The 18,149-nt window shown below is 73.0% G+C and carries 17 protein-coding genes; 10 read left to right on the forward strand and 7 right to left on the reverse strand.

What is annotated here, in order from left to right:
* Together ABZ624_RS13820 and ABZ624_RS13825 are read right to left on the reverse strand one after the other, a co-directional pair.
* Positions 1-1,212, reverse strand: a complete 1,212-nt coding sequence (locus tag ABZ624_RS13820; protein WP_360086762.1) for an ROK family transcriptional regulator — start codon at positions 1,210-1,212, stop codon at positions 1-3.
* 262 nt (positions 1,213-1,474) lie between these two features.
* Positions 1,475-2,587: a mechanosensitive ion channel family protein gene (locus ABZ624_RS13825; protein ID WP_360086765.1), complete on the reverse strand. Its 1,113-nt coding sequence runs from the start codon at positions 2,585-2,587 to the stop codon at positions 1,475-1,477.
* 325 nt (positions 2,588-2,912) lie between these two features.
* Here ABZ624_RS13825 and ABZ624_RS13830 point away from each other — a divergent pair, with 325 nt between their 5' ends.
* From ABZ624_RS13830 to ABZ624_RS13845, 4 genes are all read left to right on the forward strand, one after another.
* Complete coding sequence (locus tag ABZ624_RS13830; protein WP_360086768.1) at positions 2,913-3,449, forward strand: HNH endonuclease; 537 nt, start codon at positions 2,913-2,915, stop codon at positions 3,447-3,449.
* 302 nt (positions 3,450-3,751) lie between these two features.
* Entirely contained in the window at positions 3,752-3,997 is a 246-nt protein-coding gene (locus tag ABZ624_RS13835; RefSeq protein ID WP_360086771.1) for a hypothetical protein, read from the forward strand.
* Positions 3,998-6,094: a 4-alpha-glucanotransferase gene (malQ, locus tag ABZ624_RS13840; RefSeq protein WP_360086774.1), complete on the forward strand. Its 2,097-nt coding sequence runs from the start codon at positions 3,998-4,000 to the stop codon at positions 6,092-6,094.
* Between the two features lie 58 nt (positions 6,095-6,152).
* A complete protein-coding gene (locus tag ABZ624_RS13845; protein WP_360086777.1) occupies positions 6,153-6,428 on the forward strand; it encodes a hypothetical protein in 276 nt (91 codons plus the stop codon).
* 550 nt (positions 6,429-6,978) lie between these two features.
* Here the strand turns inward: ABZ624_RS13845 and ABZ624_RS13850 are convergent.
* Complete coding sequence (locus tag ABZ624_RS13850) at positions 6,979-7,485, reverse strand: MarR family transcriptional regulator (RefSeq protein WP_360086780.1); 507 nt, start codon at positions 7,483-7,485, stop codon at positions 6,979-6,981.
* Between the two features lie 119 nt (positions 7,486-7,604).
* On the opposite strand from ABZ624_RS13850, the gene ABZ624_RS13855 reads away from it, so the two are divergent.
* The 4 genes from ABZ624_RS13855 (at position 7,605) to ABZ624_RS13870 (ending at position 12,007) form a co-directional block, all read left to right on the forward strand.
* Positions 7,605-8,969, forward strand: coding sequence for an MFS transporter (locus ABZ624_RS13855; RefSeq protein ID WP_360086783.1), 1,365 nt, complete (start codon positions 7,605-7,607; stop codon positions 8,967-8,969).
* Entirely contained in the window at positions 8,966-9,892 is a 927-nt protein-coding gene (locus ABZ624_RS13860; RefSeq protein ID WP_360086786.1) for an EamA family transporter, read from the forward strand. The genes ABZ624_RS13855 and ABZ624_RS13860 overlap by 4 nt, the downstream gene beginning before the upstream one ends.
* Before the next feature lie 147 nt (positions 9,893-10,039).
* Positions 10,040-10,891 carry a DMT family transporter gene (locus tag ABZ624_RS13865; RefSeq protein ID WP_360086958.1) on the forward strand — a complete coding sequence of 284 codons (852 nt, stop codon included), beginning with the start codon at positions 10,040-10,042 and terminating at the stop codon, positions 10,889-10,891.
* A 213-nt stretch (positions 10,892-11,104) separates the two neighbouring features.
* Positions 11,105-12,007, forward strand: coding sequence for a LysR family transcriptional regulator (locus ABZ624_RS13870; RefSeq protein ID WP_360086789.1), 903 nt, complete (start codon positions 11,105-11,107; stop codon positions 12,005-12,007).
* A 110-nt stretch (positions 12,008-12,117) separates the two neighbouring features.
* Here ABZ624_RS13870 and pepN read toward each other — a convergent pair whose 3' ends face one another.
* Positions 12,118-14,694, reverse strand: a complete 2,577-nt coding sequence (pepN, locus tag ABZ624_RS13875) for an aminopeptidase N (RefSeq protein WP_360086792.1) — start codon at positions 14,692-14,694, stop codon at positions 12,118-12,120.
* 112 nt (positions 14,695-14,806) lie between these two features.
* Between pepN and ABZ624_RS13880 the strand changes: the two genes are divergently transcribed.
* Positions 14,807-15,313, forward strand: coding sequence for a DUF1203 domain-containing protein (locus tag ABZ624_RS13880; RefSeq protein ID WP_360086795.1), 507 nt, complete (start codon positions 14,807-14,809; stop codon positions 15,311-15,313).
* Here the strand turns inward: ABZ624_RS13880 and ABZ624_RS13885 are convergent.
* From ABZ624_RS13885 to ABZ624_RS13895, 3 genes are all read right to left on the reverse strand, one after another.
* Positions 15,310-15,432 (reverse strand): SDR family oxidoreductase, encoded by a 123-nt coding sequence (locus ABZ624_RS13885; protein ID WP_360086798.1) that lies wholly within the window; start codon positions 15,430-15,432, stop codon positions 15,310-15,312. The two genes, ABZ624_RS13880 and ABZ624_RS13885, sit on opposite strands and share 4 nt — an antisense overlap.
* Before the next feature lie 163 nt (positions 15,433-15,595).
* On the reverse strand, positions 15,596-16,615 hold the full coding sequence (locus ABZ624_RS13890; RefSeq protein WP_360086801.1) for an aspartate-semialdehyde dehydrogenase: 1,020 nt from the start codon (positions 16,613-16,615) through the stop codon (positions 15,596-15,598).
* Between the two features lie 431 nt (positions 16,616-17,046).
* Positions 17,047-17,589, reverse strand: a complete 543-nt coding sequence (locus ABZ624_RS13895) for a CGNR zinc finger domain-containing protein (RefSeq protein ID WP_360086804.1) — start codon at positions 17,587-17,589, stop codon at positions 17,047-17,049.
* 112 nt (positions 17,590-17,701) lie between these two features.
* Between ABZ624_RS13895 and ABZ624_RS13900 the strand changes: the two genes are divergently transcribed.
* Complete coding sequence (locus tag ABZ624_RS13900) at positions 17,702-18,148, forward strand: VOC family protein (RefSeq protein ID WP_360086807.1); 447 nt, start codon at positions 17,702-17,704, stop codon at positions 18,146-18,148.
* The last annotated feature ends 1 nt before the right edge of the window (position 18,149 follow it).

Raw genomic sequence — 18,149 nt, forward strand, 5'->3', positions numbered from 1 at the left:
CTAGCGCGAGGTGTCGAAGACCTCGTCGCGGGTGGTGACGAGCGCGGACTCCAGCGCGCCGCGCAGTACGGGGTGTTCCTGGACGTCGCCGACGACCAGCCGGGGGCGGGCCGCGGCCAGCTCCTCCAGCTCGGCCTGGACGAGGGCGCGCAGCACCTCGCCGCCGGCCGTCAGCGCGGAGCCGCTGAGGACGACGAGTTCGGGGTCGAGGACGGAGACGAGCGAGGCGAGACCGATGGCGAGCCGTGTCGCGTAGCTCTGGAGCAGCTTGCGGTAGGGGCCGCTCGCATGGTCGGCAGCGCGGGCGACGAGTGCGGCGGCGACCTCCGTGCACGGCCCCGACGGCACGTCCTCGATGCCGAGTTCGCGGGCCAGCTCCGGCACGGCCTGGGAGCCGGCCAGCTCCTGGTAGCCGCCGCTGTTGGCCTTGGCCACCTGGCGCACCAGGGGCGTGCCCGGCACCGGCAGGTAGCCGACCTCGCCGGCGCCGCCGGTCCAGCCGCGGTGCAGCCGGCCGCCGAGGACCAGGGCGGCGCCGAGCCCTTCCTCGTTCCACAGCAGCACGAAGTCACCGTGGCCCCGGGCCGCCCCGAGCCGCTGTTCGGCCAGGGCGACGAGGTTGACGTCGTTCTCGTACTCCACCGGCATCGGCAGGGCGGCGGCGAGTTCCCCGAGCAGGGTGGGGGAGTGCCAGCCCGGCAGATGGGAGGCGTAGCGCAGGCGCCCGGTGTTCGGGTCGAAGGCGCCGGGGGTGCCGATGACCAGCCGGTGCACGTCGGACCGGGCGAGCCCGGCGGCCTTCACGGCGCCGTCGAGCGCGCCGGTGACCTGCTGTACGACGGGCTGCGCCGGACGCCGCCCCGGTGTGGGCAGCTCGAACTCGCCCACCGTGCGGCCGGTGATGTCGGCGACGGCGGCGCGGATGCGGTCCGGGGTGACGTCGAGTCCGGCGGCGTGCGCGGCTGTGGGGTTGACGGCGTACAGCTGGGCGTTGGGGCCCGGCCGGCCCTCGCTGGTGCCGGTCACCCGGACCAGACCGGCCGCCTCCAGGCGGCCCAGCAACTGCGAGGCGGTGGGCTTGGACAGGCCGGTGAGCTTGCCGATCCGGGTGCGCGAGAGCGGTCCGTGCTCCAGCAGGAGGTCCAGCGCGGCACGGTCGTTCATGGCGCGCAGCACGCGCGGGGTGCCCGGCGTACCGGCGGTTCCTGCCATGGAGTTCGACACCTGCCTTTCCAGCCACCCAGCTTTTCAGTGACCCGGGCGTGGCGTCCAGCCTTGATCACCGGCCGCGGGGGGATCACTGTTAGGAAAGTTTCCTATCGCGTTGCGAGGAACGTAAGCCCAGGACGAAGGGGGCGTCAATAGACAACGGCCCCGAGGCAACGGAGTCGTTACCTCGGGGCCGGTCAGTCCTTGGGGAAGGGGGTGGTGTTGCCCCTCCCGTTCACTCGAACCTGTGTGCCGAACCGTTCCGCTACTTCGCCGGAGGCGCCGGCCGCTGGGATGCGATCGGTGCCGTCGCCGCCGACTGCGGTGAGTCCGCGTTGGCGTACACCGAAGGCGCCGCCACCGCCGCCGCCGCCGGGTCCGGGGCGTCCTCCGCGTCCTCCGTCGCCGTCGCGCCGCCCATGATGCGGATGCTCGCCCGGTCGAACGCGCGCTTGATCCGCCAGCGCAGCTCCCGCTCGACCGTCAGCGCCTTGCCCGGCATCGTCCTGGCCGAGACCCGCACCACCATGGAGTCGATCAGGACGGAGTCCAGACCGAGCACCTCGACCGGGCCCCACAGCAGCTCGTTCCAGGGCTCTTCCTTGCTCATGTGCTCGGCGACGTCGTCCAGCGTGGCCTTGACCCGGTCCAGGTCCTCGCTCGCCTTCACCGTCACGTCGACCCCGGCCGTCGCCCAGCCCTGCGAGAGGTTGCCGATCCGCTTGACCTCGCCGTTGCGGACGTACCAGATCTCGCCGTCGGACCCGCGCAGCTTGGTCACCCGCAGCCCGACCTCGATCACCTCACCGGTGGCCACCCCCGCGTCGATCACGTCACCGACGCCGTACTGGTCCTCCAGGATCATGAACACGCCGGAGAGGAAGTCCGTGACCAGGTTCCGCGCGCCGAAACCGATCGCCACACCGGCCACACCGGCCGACGCCAGCAGCGGCGCCAGGTTGATCTTGAAGGTGGACAGCACCATCAGCGCGGCCGTGCCCATGATCAGGAAGCTCGCCACCGACCGCAGTACGGAACCGATCGCCGCCGACCGCTGGCGCCGCCGCTCGGCGTTGACCAGCAGCCCGCCCAGCGCCGTGCCGTCCACGGCCTGCGCGGTGCGGCCCATCCGGTCTATCAGCTTGGTTATCGCCCGGCGCACCGCCGCGCGCAGCGCCACCGCCACGACCACGACCAGCAGGATCTGCAGTCCCATCGCGAGCCACGTCGACCAGTTCTGCTCGACCCAGCTCGCCGCGTTCGTCGCGCTGTCCTGGGCGTCCTGGAACGACGGCACGGCCGGCGTCGACCTCGACGGGGATGGGGACGGGGTCGGCGACGCACCGGCGGCCAGCAGGACGGCGGGCAAGGACGACACGGCAGGTACCTCCAAGGTGCTGCGCGGTCCGTACCGGCGGGGCGGTCACGGTCTTCAAGGTCACGAAAAGGTCACCGGACGGACAGGACCACCACACTAACGGGGCATTGTGTGTGCCCCGTGCGGATCCGCCAAGGAGGGCGCAGGAGAGACAGGGCTCACCCTGGCTTGAACCGGCCATGATCCGGGGGATGAATCGGATGTGGTCGAAAACACTCCCAGCCCGTTACCGGGACATGGTGGCGCTTCCACCAGGCCTGAGGGGAGACTGACTGCAGATCGTCCCGGCGCGAGCCACGCGCCGCCGACGCCCAAGGAGGCACCCGTGCCGCATGTCCTGGTCCTCAACGCGTCGTACGAGCCGCTCGGCGTCGTACCGCTTCGACGCGCCCTCGTCCTCGTTCTGGAGAACAAGGCCGTCTCCCTCGAGGAATCCGGCGCCTATATGCACAGCGCGACCGTCACAGTCCCCGCACCCAGCGTGGTCCGGCTCAAGCGATTCGTACGGGTTCCCTACCGGGGGCCCGTTCCTCTCACCCGGCGCGCGCTCTTCGCCCGCGACGGGGGCCGGTGCATGTACTGCGGTGGCGTCGCAACCAGCGTCGACCACGTCATCCCGCGCAGCCGCGGGGGCCAACACCGCTGGGACAACGTGGTGGCCTCCTGCCGCCGCTGCAACCATGTCAAGGCCGACCGTCACCTCGTAGAGCTGGGCTGGCGGCTGCGGCACAAACCGGCTCCGCCGACGGGACTGGCCTGGCGCATCATCGGCACCGGGCACAGGGATCCGCGCTGGCTGCCCTACTTGCAGCCGTACGGCGCGGATGACGCCTTGGCTCGGATCGACGGCATCTCCGCCTAGTCGGTCCGGGCCTTCGCGTGCGTGCCGTCGGGGCCGGTCTCACATCCGGCCCCGGAACGTCAGGCAGCGACGCCCCGACTTCCGAGCAGGGCGGTGTACGCCGCGAGTGAGACCGCCGACGGGACGAGCTGCCCGATTTGGGCTTGTTTTACCGCCTGGAATGTGCCGAGCGGCCCGTGTTGCCCTGATGCTCGATGCTCCGAATGTGACGAGTGGCATGTTGTTCCCTTCTGTACGTCTGCCGCAGCGCTCACGGGGTAGGGCTGCGGTAACCCCGTCGCCGTACACGACAAGGAGACCCCGTGGCCGCACCGGCTCGACTCTCGATCCCGGCCCAGTGGAAACCCGTGGCGGAGCCGTCCGCCACGACCGCCGAGTCATCGCTGTGCGTCTTCAGCGCGGAGAGCGCCTGCGCCCAGGCCCCGCTGACCAGCGAACCGCCCCTGCCCGACGCCGAGCCGCTGACCAGCGAGCCGCCGCTCGCCGAGACCGCCGCGCTGACCAGCGAGTCCGACCCCGTTCCGGACTCCTTCGGCCCGGGGTTGTAGATGACCGAGGCGTACGACGAGCCCGTAGAGCCGGAGCTGGCCCGGCTCGCCGAGTTGCACGGGGTCGCCACCTCCTACAGCCCCGCCCCGGGCCGCAGCGTCCCGGTCCCCGCCTCCGCCGTGGTCGCCGCGCTGGCCGCCCTCGACGTCGACGCGGCCGGACCCGACGCCGTACGCACCGCGCTCGCCGCCCGCGAACGCGCACTGCGCGAACGCCTGTTGCCGCCGACGGTCGTGCACTGGGCCGGCGACCCGCAGGGCCCCGCCGCCCTCGCCGCGCTGCCGCCCGGCACCCGTCTGCGGGTCCGGACCGAGGAGGGAGAGGAGCGGGACGTGGACGGGACCTGGAACCTCCCGCTCGGCGTGCACCGCGTCACCGCCGTCGCCCCCGACGGCCGCACCGGCCACGCCCACCTCGTCGTCGCCCCCGACCGGCTGCCCGCCCCGCCCGGCCGCTCCCACGGCCTCCTCGTCCAGCTGTACTCCCTGCTCTCCCGCCGCTCCTGGGGCATGGGCGACCTCGGTGACCTCGCCGAGCTGGCCGGCTGGGCCGGACGCACCGCCGGAGCCGGATTCGTGCAGGTCAACCCGCTGCACGCGGCCGTACCCGGTGCCCCCACCGACCCCTCCCCGTACCGCCCCTCCTCCCGCCGCTTCCCCGACCCCGTGCACCTGCGGATCGAGGACATCCCCGAGTACGCGTACGTCGCGGACCGCGAGCGGCTGAGCGGGCTGCTGGAGCGGGCCGAGCGGCTGCGTACCGCCGTCCTCGACAAGGGCGCCCTCATCGACCGCGACGCGGTGTGGGAGCTGAAGCGGGAAGCACTGGAACCGGTGCTGGCCGTCCCCCTGGGCCCCGGCCGCCGGGCCGCCTACGACGACTTCCGTGCCGCCCACGGCCAGGCCCTCGACGACCACGCCACCTGGTACGCCCTCGCCGAGACCCACGGCTCCGACTGGCACACCTGGCCCGAGGGCCTGCGCGACCCCCGCTCGGCCGCCACCGCCCGCGCCCGCGCCGAGCTCGCCGACCGGGTCGAGTTCCACGCCCGCCTCGCCTGGCTCACCGACGGCCAGCTGCGCGCCGCCCAGCGCGCCGCCCGTGAGGCCGGCATGCCGGTCGGGATCGTGCACGACCTCGCCGTCGGCGTGCACCCGGTCGGCGCCGACGCCTGGGCGCAGCAGGACGTGTTCGCCGCCGGCACGTCCGTCGGCGCCCCGCCCGACGCCTTCAACGCCCGCGGACAGGACTGGGGCCTGCCGCCCTGGCGCCCCGACCGCCTGGCCGGCTCCGGATACACCGCCTACCGCGACCTCCTGCGCGCCCTCTTCCGCTACGCCGGCGCCCTGCGCATCGACCACGTCATGGGCCTGTTCCGGCTGTGGTGGGTCCCGCAGGGCAGCCCGCCCACCCAGGGCACGTACGTCCGCTACGACGCCGACGCCATGCTCGCGATCCTCGCCCTGGAGGCCACCCGCGCCGGGGCCGTCGTCATCGGCGAGGACCTGGGCACCGTCGAGCCCGGCGTCCGCGAGACCCTGCAGCGGCGCGGGGTGCTCGGCACCTCGGTGCTGTGGTTCGAACGCGACTGGGAGGGCGACGGCCGCCCGCTGCCGCCCGACCGCTGGCGCGCCGACTGCCTGGCCACCGCCACCACCCACGATCTGCCGCCCACCGCCGCCCGGCTCACCGGCGACCACGTCGACCTGCGCGACCGCCTGGGCCTGCTCACCCGCCCGGCCGCCGAGGAACGCGCCGAGGCTGTCGCCGACGCCGCCGAGTGGCTCGCCCTGCTCGGCAGCCTCGGCCTGCTGGACCTGACGGCCGCCGGGCCGCCCGGCAGCGACGAGGAGGAGGAGATCCGTGCCGTCCACCGCTTCCTGCTGCGCACCCCGGCCCGGCTGATCGGCGTCTGGCTCCCGGACGGCGTCGGCGACCGCCGCCCGCAGAACCTGCCGGGAACCTGGGACCAGTACCCGAACTGGCGGCTGCCGATCGCGGACCGCGAGGGCCGGCCGGTGCCGCTGGAGGAACTGACGGCCGCACCCCGGCTGCGCGCCCTGCTCGCTGTGTTCACGCAGCTCAGAGACGGGTGAAGGCCCGGTACGGGACCCCGCGCGCGCGGCCTTCCGGGTGATTCGCTAACTTGAGATCGTGGACAAGAAGAACGCCCTGCGCGCCGGCGCCCTGGCCGCCGGTACGACGCTGATGATGCTGCTCATGTCGTCCCCCGCGCTCGCGCTGACCCGCGACGACGGCGACGACCCCGGCCATGGCCTGAGCGTCATCCAGACGCTGGGCCTCTACGTGCTGATCCCGCTCGCGCTCTTCGTGGGCATCGCCGGACTGGTGATGGTGCTGGACAGGTCCAAGACCAGGGTCATCGCCCCCTCGTCCAAGGCGAAGTCCGAGGCCCGCGCCAAGGCCTGACCGGACACCGGTTCTGTCGCCGGGGGCGCCCCTCCTCCCGCCGGTACGCGCCCACCGCCGTACCCGGGTGAGACGGGCGCCCCCGGCGTTTTCCGTCCGGCGGGCACGGGCCTTTACGCCGGACGCGGTGCCGACCGGGACGCGCCGGCCCGGATTCCGTGTGGGTCACGGGCTCGGTGCCGTCAGATACCGCTGGACGGTCGGCCCGAGCCAGGCGGGCAGCTCCCCGTGGGTCAGCTCCCGGGCCGGCGGCAGTCGCAGCGCAGAGCGGGTCAGGGATGGACCTCGCCGCCCTCCCCTCCCGCTTCCGCCACCTCCTCGTCCGCCGGCGGCGGCCGGCTGCACGAGGCGCCGAGCGGCGGCCGGTTCGCGCCGATCACCGCCGAGCCGTACGAGCCGGACCCCGCCCGCGCGGCCCTGCTGTCCGTGGTCCGCTGGGCGGGCGACCGCCGTACGGCCGTGCTGGTCCGCCCCGACGATACGCGGCCCGGGCCGCCGACTCGGCCACCGCCGCGGACATCGAGGCGGCGGTCGCCGCGCACATCGGCGGTCAGTGCGGGGCCTCCAGGGTCTGGGCGAGCAACTCCCTCAACAGGTCGGCCAGTTGGCCGACCTGTTCGTCGTCGAGGCGTGACAGGGCCTCCGTCTGGACCGCGAGGCCCGCGCCGACCGCGCGGTCGATGACGTCCAGCCCCTTGTCGGTCAGCGTCACCTTCAGGCCCCGGCGGTCGTGCGGGTCGGGGGAGCGGCGCAGCAGTCCGGCCTTCTCCAGCTTGTCGAGGCGACCGGTCATCCCGCCGGTGGTGAGCATGAGGGTGCCCGACAGCTGGCGCGGCGAGAGGGTGTACGGCTCGCCGGCGCGGCGCAGGGTCGCGAGGACGTCGAACTCGCCGCGGGTGATGCCGTACGGCTGGTACGCCTTCTCCATGCGGTCGCCCATGGTCCGGGAGAGGCGGTAGATCCGCCCGAAGACCTCCATCGCCCTGGAGTCGAGGTCGGGCCGCACGGCCGCCCACTGGTCGACGATCGTGTCGACGGAATCCTTGCCTGCACTCATGTGCCGAGTATCGCCTCGCGGACGGTCGCCAGCAAGAAAGTAGCTTGACGGAAAGCAGCTTGACAGAAAGTCGCTTACAACTAAGCTACTTGCCACCAAGTGACTTCGAGGGGGCAGGTATGGCGACACGAAAGAACGAACGCATCCCCGGGGAATGGGCCCTGGCGCTCACCGCCGCCGTCAACGGCGTCGGCACCGGTATGTACGTCCCGTTCACGCTGGTCTTCTTCCGTGCCGTGACCGGGCTGTCCTTCACGGTCGTCGGCGCCGTGCTCACCGTCACCGGCCTCGCGGGCATCGCCGCACTGCCGCTCGCCGGGACGGCGGTGGACCGGTACGGCGCCAAGCGCGTGCTGTACGTGCTGTACGGCGTCCGGGTCGCCGGCTTCGCCCTCTACCCCTTCGCCCACTCCCTCCCCGCCTTCGCGGCCGTCGCCCTGGTCACGGCCGCCGCCGACCGGGCCTTCCCGGCGGCCCAGCAGTCCCTGATCGGCGAGGTGGCGCGCGGGACGGACCGGGACCGGCTGCAGGCGTCGACGCGCGCGCTGCAGAACGCCGGAAACGGGGCGGGCGCGCTGCTGGCCACGCTGGTCATCTCCCTGGCGGGCAGCGCCGGTTACACGTACGCGGCCTGGGGCAACGCCCTCTCCTTCGCGCTCGCCGCGCTGCTGCTGCGGCCCCTGCGGCCGGCGCCCGCGACCGGGGAGGGCCCGGTCCGGCACCGGGCGGGCGCCGGCTACCGGCTCGTCCTCGCCGACCGGCCCTTCCTGGTCGTCACCGGCGCCAACTTCCTGAACGCCCTGAGCTATTCGGCCCTGTCGGTCCTCTTCCCGCTGTTCATGGTGGAGTGGCTGCACGGGCCCTCGGTGCTCACCGGTACCGCCTTCACCCTCAACACCGTGCTGTGCGCGGTGGCCGGGGTCGGCGTCGGCGCGCGGGTCCGCCGGGCCGGTGCCCGGCGCACCCGGGCGGCGGCGCTGGGCGGGGGCCTGTTCGCGACCGCCTTCGCCGCGCAGACCGTGCTCGGCACCGTGCGGCCGACGTCGGTCACGGTCCTGGGCGGCGCCATGGTCGCCGTGGTCCTCGTCTACACCCTCGGCGAGCTGATCCACAGCCCCGCCGCCCAGGTGCTCGCGGTCGAGGCGGCGCCCGAGGCGGTGCGCGGACGGTATCTGGCGGCGTACCAGATGTCCTGGTCGCTGGCGAAGGCGGTGGCGCCCTCCCTGTTCACGGCCCTGCTCGCGCTGGACGGCCGGGCACCGTGGGCCGTCCTCGTGCTGACCTCGGCGGTGGCCGCCACCCTCCTGATCCGCGCGGAACGCCACCTGCCGCCGGAGGCGGTACGCCCGCTGCCGGCGGAGACGGTACCGGTGCTGACGCCAGTGATCCGCACCGGCGCCCCCGCCCCGGCCCGGGTCGCCGCCCCCGTTCAGGCCGCTGCGTTCGTTCCTGCCGTCGCCGACCCCGAAGGGATCCGGTCGTGAGGCGATCCGTCACCGTCCTGCTCACCGCGCTCGCCCCGGTCTCCTGGGGAACCACCTACGCGGTCACCACTGAACTCCTGCCGCCTGGCCGCCCTTTGTTCACGGCGCTGCTGCGGGCCCTGCCCGCCGGACTCGTCCTGCTGGCGGTCACCCGGGTGCTGCCGCGCGGCGGCTGGTGGTGGAGGTCGGCGGCGCTCGGCGCGCTGAACATCGGTGCCTTCTTCCCGCTGCTGTTCGTGTCGGCGTACCGCCTGCCCGGTGGTATGGCCGCCGTCGTCGGCTCGGTGCAGCCGCTGTTCGTCGTCGGCCTCTCGGCGCTGCTGCTCGGGCAGCGACCGGCCCCGCGCACGCTCGTCACCGGCGTCGTCGCCGCGTTCGGTGTCAGCCTCGTCGTCCTCCAGGGGACCGGCACGCTCGACGCCGTCGGCGTGCTCGCGGCCGTCGCCGCCACCGCCTCGATGGCCGCCGGTACGGTCCTGACCAAGCGGTGGGGCCGGCCGGACGGGGTCGGCCCGCTGGCGCTCACCGGCTGGCAGCTCAGCGCGGGCGGTCTGCTCATCGCGCCGGTCGCCTTCCTGACCGAGGGCACACCGCCCGCCCTGGACGGCCGGGCCGTCGCCGGCTATGGCTACCTCGCGCTGGCCAACACGGCGGTGGCGTACTGGCTCTGGTTCCGCGGCATCGGCCGGCTCAGCGCCCCCCAGGTCGCCTTCCTCGGCCCGCTCTCCCCGCTGACCGCGGCCGTCGTCGGCTGGGCGGCCCTCGGCCAGACGTTCACACCCGTGCAGATGACGGGCATGGCGCTGGCGTTCGGCGCGGCGCTGGCGGGCCAGCGCGGAAACCGCCCCGAATCGTTCAGTTTCTCTGAAAAGAACGGTCGGAAACTTTCGATGGACCTGACAGATGGTCCGCTGCGACGGTAGGAGCAGCACGAAGCACGGAGCACGGAGCACCACAGCGCCGGCACCCCGTTCCTCACCGAAAGGACCCCTGTGACAGCCGTCCTGCACCGGACCAGCACCACCGTCACCCCGGCCGCCGCCCGCCGCCCCCGCGAGGCCGCCGCCCCCCTGCTCGGCCTCGCCTGCGCCGCGCTCGCCACGGTCGTCTGGTCGGGCAGCTTCGTCACCTCCCGCGGCCTGCACGACAGCGTCCCGCCCGTCCAGCACGCCTTCTGGCGCTGGGTGATCGCCCTCCTCGCGGTAGCGCCCTTCGGTGCGAGGCAGGCCTGGCGCCAGCGGGCCCTGCTGCGCCGCCACGCCCGCTACGTCCTGCTCGCCTCTCTCCTCGGGGTGGCCGTCTACAACACCCTCGTCAACCAGGCCGGACTGACCACCCCCGCCCCCATCATGGGCATGATCATGGCCGCCTCGCCGGTACTCATGGCGGTGTTCGAACGGCTGGGCGGCGTACGGCTCGGCGCGCGCCGCACCACCGGGCTGCTCATCGCCTGCGCGGGCGTGGCCCTGCTGGTCGGCGGCGGCGCGCACTTCTCGCCCGGCGACCTGTGGATGATCGCCGCGGCCTGCTGCTTCGCCGGCTACAGCGCACTGCTGCGCCGCAGGCCCGCCGAACTCTCGGGCACCGGCTTCCTGTTCACCACGTTCCTGGCCGGCACGGTCCTGCTGCTGCCCGCGCAGGCGGTGAGTGTGACCGTGCAGGGGTCCTTCCACCCCACCCCCGGCACGGTCCTGCCCCTCCTCTATGTCGGCGTGGCCTCCTCCGCGCTCGCCTTCTTCGCCTGGAACAAGGCCATCACCCTGATCGGCGCGACCCGCGCGGGCATCGTCTACTACCTCCAGCCGGTCTGCGTGGCCCTGCTGTCCTGGGCCGTACTCGGCGAGACGACGGCCCTGCCGCAGCTGCCGGCGATGGCGCTGATCCTGGGCGGGGTCGTCCTGGGCGCCGGCTCCCGGCGCTGACGGCGGAGCCGTGCCGGCGAGTCCCAGCAGGATCACGGCGAAGTGCTTGCGGCCGACGGTCCGGCTGCGCACCTCGTACCCCTGCCACGGAGTGGCGAACTCCCCGCTCCTGGCGACCGGTTCGGCGACCACCGCGGTGACGCCCGGGGCGTCCGGGGAACGGCCGGCCGCCGCGCACGGGAGACCGGCCTGTCCGCCGTGTAGCGTGCCCGCATGGCCGAGTGGGACATCCGGAAGCTGCAGATCCTGCGCACCCTGCGGGAGCGCGGGACGGTGACCGCGACGGCCGAGGCCCTGCACATGACCCCGTCCGCGGTCTCCCAGCAGCTCACCAACCTGTCCCGGCAGCTCGGCGTGCCCCTGCTGGAGGCGCGGGGCCGCAGGGTCCGGCTCACCGACGCGGCGCGTCTGGTGCTGGCCCACACAGAGCCGGTCTTCGAGCAACTGGAGCGTACGGAGGCGGCCTTGGCGGCGTACAGCCAGGGGGAGGCGGGGGAGGTGCGGGTGGGGGCCTTCTCCACTTCGGTCCCCGCCCTGGTCGTACCGGCCGTACGGGCCCTGCGGGACACCCACCCCGGGGTGACCGTCCGCATACGGGAGGCGGAGGCCGCCGAGGCCTACGACCTGCTGGCCGCCGGTGAGGTCGACCTGGCCCTGTCCCTCGCGGCGTCGGCGCCCAGCGCCGCCGACCCCCGCTTCACCCGCGTCCCCCTGCTCACCGACCCCCTCGACATCGCCCTGCCCCCCGGCCACCCCCTGGCCACGGCCTCCGCCCCCACCCTCACCGACCTGGCCGCCGAACCCTGGATCTTCGGCGGCAGCGGCCCCTGGTCCGACATCACCCGCCGCGCCTGCGAATCGGCCGGCTTCAGCCCCCACCAGGGCCACTCGGCCTCCGGCTGGACCGCGATCCTCGCCATGGTGGGAGCGGGCATGGGCGTGGCCCTGGTCCCCCGGATGGCGGCGGTCCGCCGGGACGGGGTGGTCATGCGCGACCTCGGCCCGGACGGCCCGGTCCGCCATGTGACGGCGGCGGTACGCAGGGGCGGGGAGACGGGCCGGGCGGTGACCCACGTACTCGAAGCACTGCAGAACGCGGCCAGGGCCCGGACCTGAAGGGTACGCAGTGGTGAAAGGCGGTATGCCGAGGGCCCTGCGCCGAGGAGAACGCGCACGGGAAAGGGCGCCCGGCGTGCCGCCGGGCGCCCTTGTCGGCACAAGGAGTGTTACTCCGAGGCCGCCGCGTCCGCCGCCTGGGCCTTCAGCGCGCGTTCGATGCCCGCGCGGGACTCCGAGACGAGGCGGCGCAGGGCCGCGTTCGGCTCGGCTGTGGTCAGCCAGGTGTCCGTCTTGGCCAGGGTCTCCTCGGAGACGTGGACCGACGGGTACAGGCCGATGGCGATCTGCTGGGCGATCTCGTGCGAGCGCGCGTCCCAGATGTCCTTGACGACCTCGAAGTAGCGGTCCGCGTACGGCGCGAGCAGCTCGCGCTGGTCGGTCTGGACGAAGCCGCCGATCACGGCCTCCTGCACGGCGTTCGGCAGCTTGTCCGAGTCGACGACCGAGGCCCAGGCCTCCGCCTTGGCCTCCGCCGTCGGGCGGGCCGCGCGGGCGGTGGCCGCGTGCCGCTCACCGGCCGCGGTCTTGTCCCGCTCGTACTCGGCCGCGATCTCCGCCTCGTCGAAGCGGCCGACCGCCGCCAGCCGCTCCACGAACGCCCAGCGCAGCTCGGTGTCCACGGCCAGGCCCTCAATGGTCTGGGTGCCCTCCAGCAGGGCCTCCAGCAGGTCCAGCTGCTCGGGGGTGCGGGCGGTCGCCGCGAAGGCCCGGGCCCAGGCCAGCTGATGGTCGCTCGCCGGCTCGGCCGCGCGCAGGTGGGCCAGCGTGGCGTCGGTCCAGCGGGTCAGCAGGGACTCGCGGGCGGCCGGATCGGCGTACAGGTCGATGGCGAGCTTGACCTGGCGGTGCAGCGACTGCACGACGCCGATGTCGGACTCCTTGCCGATGCCGGACAGGACGAGCGAGAGGTAGTCACGGGCGGCCAGCTCGGCGTCCCGCGTCATGTCCCAGGCCGAGGCCCAGCACAGGGCCCGCGGGAGGGAGGCCTCGAAGTCGCCGAGGTGCTCGGTGACCACCTTCAGGGAGTCCTCGTCCAGGCGGACCTTGGCGTACGACAGGTCGTCGTCGTTGAGCAGCACGACCGCCGGGCGGCGCTTGCCCGTCAGCTGCGCTACGGCCGTCAGCTCGCCGTCGACGTCCAGTTCGACGCGCTCGGTGCGCACCAGCTTGCCGGAGCCGGCGTCGAGGTCGTAGAGGCCGATCGCGATGCGGTGCGGGCGCAGGACCGGCTCGCCCTTGGCGCCGGCGGGCAGCGCCGGGGCCTCCTGGCGGACGGCGAAGGAGGTGACGACCCCGTCGGCGTCGGTGGCGACCTCCGGGCGGAGGATGTTGATGCCCGCCGTCTCCAGCCACTTCTTCGACCAGGTCTTCAGGTCACGGCCGGAGGTCTCCTCCAACGCGCCGAGCAGGTCGGACAGGCGCGTGTTGCCGAACGCGTGCGCCTTGAAATAGGCCTGCACGCCCTTGAAGAACTCGTCCTCGCCGACGTACGCGACGAGCTGCTTCAGCACGCTCGCGCCCTTGGCGTACGTGATGCCGTCGAAGTTGACGAGGACGTCGTCCAGGTCGCGGATGTCCGCCATGATCGGGTGCGTGGACGGCAGCTGGTCCTGCCGGTACGCCCAGGTCTTCATCGAGTTGGCGAACGTGGTCCACGAGTGCGGCCAGCGCGAGCCGGGCGCGGCGGCCTGGCAGGCGATGGAGGTGTAGGTGGCGAACGACTCGTTCAGCCACAGGTCGTTCCACCACTCCATGGTGACGAGGTCGCCGAACCACATGTGGGCCAGCTCGTGCAGGATCGTCTCGGCGCGGACCTCGTACGCCGCGTCGGTCACCTTGGACCGGAAGACGTACTGGTCCCGGATGGTCACCGCGCCCGCGTTCTCCATCGCGCCCGCGTTGAACTCCGGCACGAACAGCTGGTCGTACTTCGCGAACGGGTAGGCGTAGTCGAACTTCTCCTGGAACCAGTCGAAGCCCTGCCGGGTCACCTCGAAGATCGCGTCCGAGTCCAGGAACTCGGCGAGGGACGGACGGCAGTAGATGCCCAGCGGCACGCTCTGCCCGTCCTTCTCGTACACGCTGTGCACGGAGTGGTAGGGGCCGACGATCAGCGCGGTGATGTACGACGAGATGCGCGGGGTCGGCTCGAAGACCCAGACGTTGTCCTTGGGCTCGGGCGTCGGCGAGTTCGAGATCACCGTCCAGCCCTCGGGCGCCTTCACGGTGAACTGGAAGGTGGCCTTCAGGTCCGGCTGTTCGAAGGAGGCGAAGACGCGGCGGGCGTCCGGGACCTCGAACTGGGTGTAGAGGTAGGCCTGCTCGTCGACGGGGTCGACGAAGCGGTGCAGGCCCTCGCCGGTGTTGGTGTAGGCGCAGTCCGCGACGACCCGCAGGACGTTGCGCCCCTCCAGCAGCCCCGGCAGGGCGATCCGCGAGTCCTTGAAGACCTCGGAGGGGTCCAGCTGGTCGCCGTTGAGGACCACCTCGTGGACGGCCGGAGCCACCAGGTCGATGAACGACTCCGCGCCCGTACGGGCGGCGTCGAAGCGCACCGTGGTCACGGACCGGTAGCTACCGCCCTCCTGCGCACCGGAGAGGTCGAGATCGATCTCGTACGAGTCAACGGTGAGCAGCTCGGCCCGCTGCTGCGCCTCTTCGCGAGTCAGGTTTGTGCCAGGCACGCGGTCATCTCCTCGTTATGTGTCGGTTGCGCCATCCTTCCATGGGACCCACAGGGAGCGCGATGTCCGGTTCCCGCCGGTCAGCGGTGCGCCGCGGCAGGACGCTGGACCCATGACGACGACACACACCCCGCGCCCCGTCCCGCCCCGGGTTCTGAAGGAGCTGCGGACCGCCGACGACGCGGGCCGCCCCCTGGCCCCCTTCACCGACGAGGAGGGCGGCGCCCCGCTGCGCTGCTGCCTGCGCCACAGCGAGCCGGGGGAGCGGATCGCCCTGGTCTCGTACGCCCCGCTGCGCCGCTGGGCCGCCGAGACGGACGCCGACCCCGGCGCGTACGACGAGCAGGGCCCGGTCTTCATCCACGCCGGGCAGTGCCCGGGCCCGTCCGGCACCGCCGCCCTGCCCTTCACGAACGCCCACCGCGTACTGCGCCGCTACTCAGCCGACGGCCGGATCCTGGGCGGTCGCCTGGTGGAGCCCGCGGAGAGCTTCGACGAGGCCTTCGCGGACGCCTTCTCGGATGCCTTCGCGGACGCCTTCGCGGACCCGGAGGTGGCGGTGGTGCAGGTGCGGGCGGTGGAGTACGGGTGCTTCCTGTACGAGGTACGGCGGGCCTAGCCCGGGAACATCCCCCCGGTCACATCGATGAACGTGCCGGTGATGCCCGCCGCCCCGTCGGAGGCGAGGAAGACGGCCGTGGCGGTGATCTCGGCGAGGGTGGGGTTGCGGCGGGTCATGCGCAGCCCTCGGCGCGCTGACCGGCGGCCGGCTCGCAGACGGGCCGGGCCTGACCGCCGTACTGGTGACGGGGCCGCTCGCCGGGCTGGCGGCGCTCGCCCCCGGGCCGGCGTGCGGAAGGGGCGGCCACGTGACCGTGACCGCCCCTTCCGTGCGGGTGACCTACTTCGCGGACAGCTCCGCCGCCACCAGCTCCGCGATCTGGACCGCGTTCAGAGCGGCGCCCTTGCGGAGGTTGTCGTTGGAGATGAACAGGGCGAGGCCGTTGTCCACCGTCTCGTCGCGGCGGATGCGGCCGACGTACGCCGGGTCCTGGCCGGCCGCCTGCAGCGGGGTCGGGATGTCGGAGAGGGCCACGCCCGGCGCCTTCGCGAGCAGCTCGGTCGCGCGCTCCGGGGTGATCGGGCGGGCGAAACGGGCGTTGACCTGGAGGGAGTGACCGGAGAAGACCGGGACGCGCACGCAGGTGCCGGAGACCTTCAGGGCGGGGATCTCCAGGATCTTGCGGGACTCGTTGCGCAGCTTCTGCTCCTCGTCGGTCTCGTGCAGACCGTCGTCGACGATCGAGCCCGCCAGCGGCAGCACGTTGAAGGCGATGGTGCGCTGGTAGATGTTCGGCTCGGGGAAGTCGACCGCCTGGCCGTCGTGGGTGAGCTTGTCGGCCTCGGCGGCGACCTTCTGCACCTGGCCGTGCAGTTCGGCCACGCCCGCGAGACCCGAACCGGACACCGCCTGGTAGGTGGCGACGACCAGGGCTTCGAGGCCCGCCTCCTCGTGCAGCGGCTTCAGGACCGGCATCGCGGCCATCGTCGTGCAGTTCGGGTTGGCGATGATGCCCTTGGGGCGGTCGGCGACCGCGTGCGGGTTCACCTCGGAGACCACCAGGGGCACGTCCGGGTCCCGGCGCCAGGCGGAGGAGTTGTCGATCACCACGGCACCCTGGGAGGCGACCTTTTCGGCCAGCGCCCTGGAGGTCGCGCCGCCCGCGGAGAAGAGCACGATGTCCAGGCCGGAGTAGTCGGCGGTCGCCGCGTCCTCCACCGTCACGCCGTCCAGCACGGTCCCGGCCGAGCGGGCCGAGGCGAACAGGCGCAGCTGCGTCACCGGGAAGTCGCGCTCCGTGAGGATCCTGCGCATGACCGTGCCGACCTGACCGGTGGCTCCGACGATTCCGACCCTCACAGTGACTCCCTCTTTGTGTCTCATGCATGACCGGGGCTTTCCATCATGCGGCCGACCCCGGTCCACCTGTCCAATTCTTTGCGAGGCGTGCCCGAAGGGTGGGACACCATCACCCGGCGGACGGTTCCGTACGTCCGCTCCGCACCCCGCTGAGCTGGAGAAATTCCCCCAGCCTGGCACCCCGGCCGCAAGCTGTGCCGTCCCGCCCCTGCCCGTCCGGGGCACGGCCACACGGCGGTGTGACGTACGCCTCTGCGGAAGGGGGCGGGACGGCAGGTACGGCTGCGGCTGCCGGAGCGGACCGCGAGCGGCCGGGAGGGGCCCTGGGGCAGGTCGGCGTGGGCGGCGAGGGCACGCTGAAAGCGATCCGCTCCTGCACGAGCCCGCGCACGGGCCGGCCGAGGCCGGTTTCCTGCTCGACGGCGGCGCCGTCAGTTCTCCTTCGAGCGCGCGTAGTGCCGGGACGCCTTCGCGCGGTTGCCGCACACGGCCATCGAGCACCAGCGGCGGGTGCCGTTCCGGGAGGTGTCGTAGAAGTGCAGGATGCAGCCGCCGCCGGAGCAGGTCCGGATGCGCTCCGGGCCCCGGGTGATCAGGTCCAGGTAGTTCCGGGCGGCGAGCCAGGCAGGCCCCCACGACCGATCGGCGAACTCCGGCTCTTCGGCGGGGCCGTCGGGCGTCAGCCGGGCCCGGATCCGCCCGTGCGCCAGTACGGCGTCCACGAGCGGTGCCGCCTCCCGCGGCGAGCCGTGCACCGCGACCCTGATCGCCTCGCGCGCCTCACGCAGATGCTCCAGCACCTCCGCGTCGGCCGCATGGTCCCCGGCCAGCCCGTTGCCCGCGAGCCACACCGCCAGCCCCTCGGTGCCGTCGAGCAGGTCCTGGGTGACGCCTTCCCGGTTCCACCGGGTGTTGAGCAGGTCGAGGGCGAGGGGCTCACCGGTGAGGGGCCGGGGGTCGCGAGGGGCGGTCATCGGGCACTCCTTCTCTTCTAACCGCTCAATTGTATGTGAGCGGTTGACCTTCCGAGGTCTAACCCTCTAACTTTGATGACGACGGTTATACAGTTGCTCGAAGGAGAACACCATGGCTCCGCGCATCGCGCACGCAGGTCTGAACGTCACCGACCTCGACCGCTCGCTCGCCCTGTACCGCGACCTCCTCGGCTTCACCGTGCTCGCCGAGGGCAAGGAGGACGACCAGCGCTGGGCGATGCTGGGCGAGAGCGGCGGCGCCCCGCTCGTCACGCTCTGGCAGCAGGCGCAGGGGTCGTACGACAGCGGTCGCCCCGGACTGCACCACCTCGCCTTCACGGTCGACTCGATCGACCGCGTCCGGGAGTACGAGACCGCGCTGCGGGCCGCCGGGGTGGACTTCGCCCACGACGGCGTGGTCGCCCACCGCGAGGGCGGCACCTCGGGCGGGATCTTCTTCCACGACCCGGACGGCATCCGCCTGGAGATCTCCGCACCCCTCGGCCCCGACGGCGCCCCCGCCCCCCACGCCTCCGCTCCGACCTGCGGCTTCTTCTAAC

This window comes from Streptomyces sp. NPDC007205 (genome assembly GCF_040634095.1).
Taxonomy (GTDB): Bacteria; Actinomycetota; Actinomycetes; order Streptomycetales; family Streptomycetaceae; genus Streptomyces.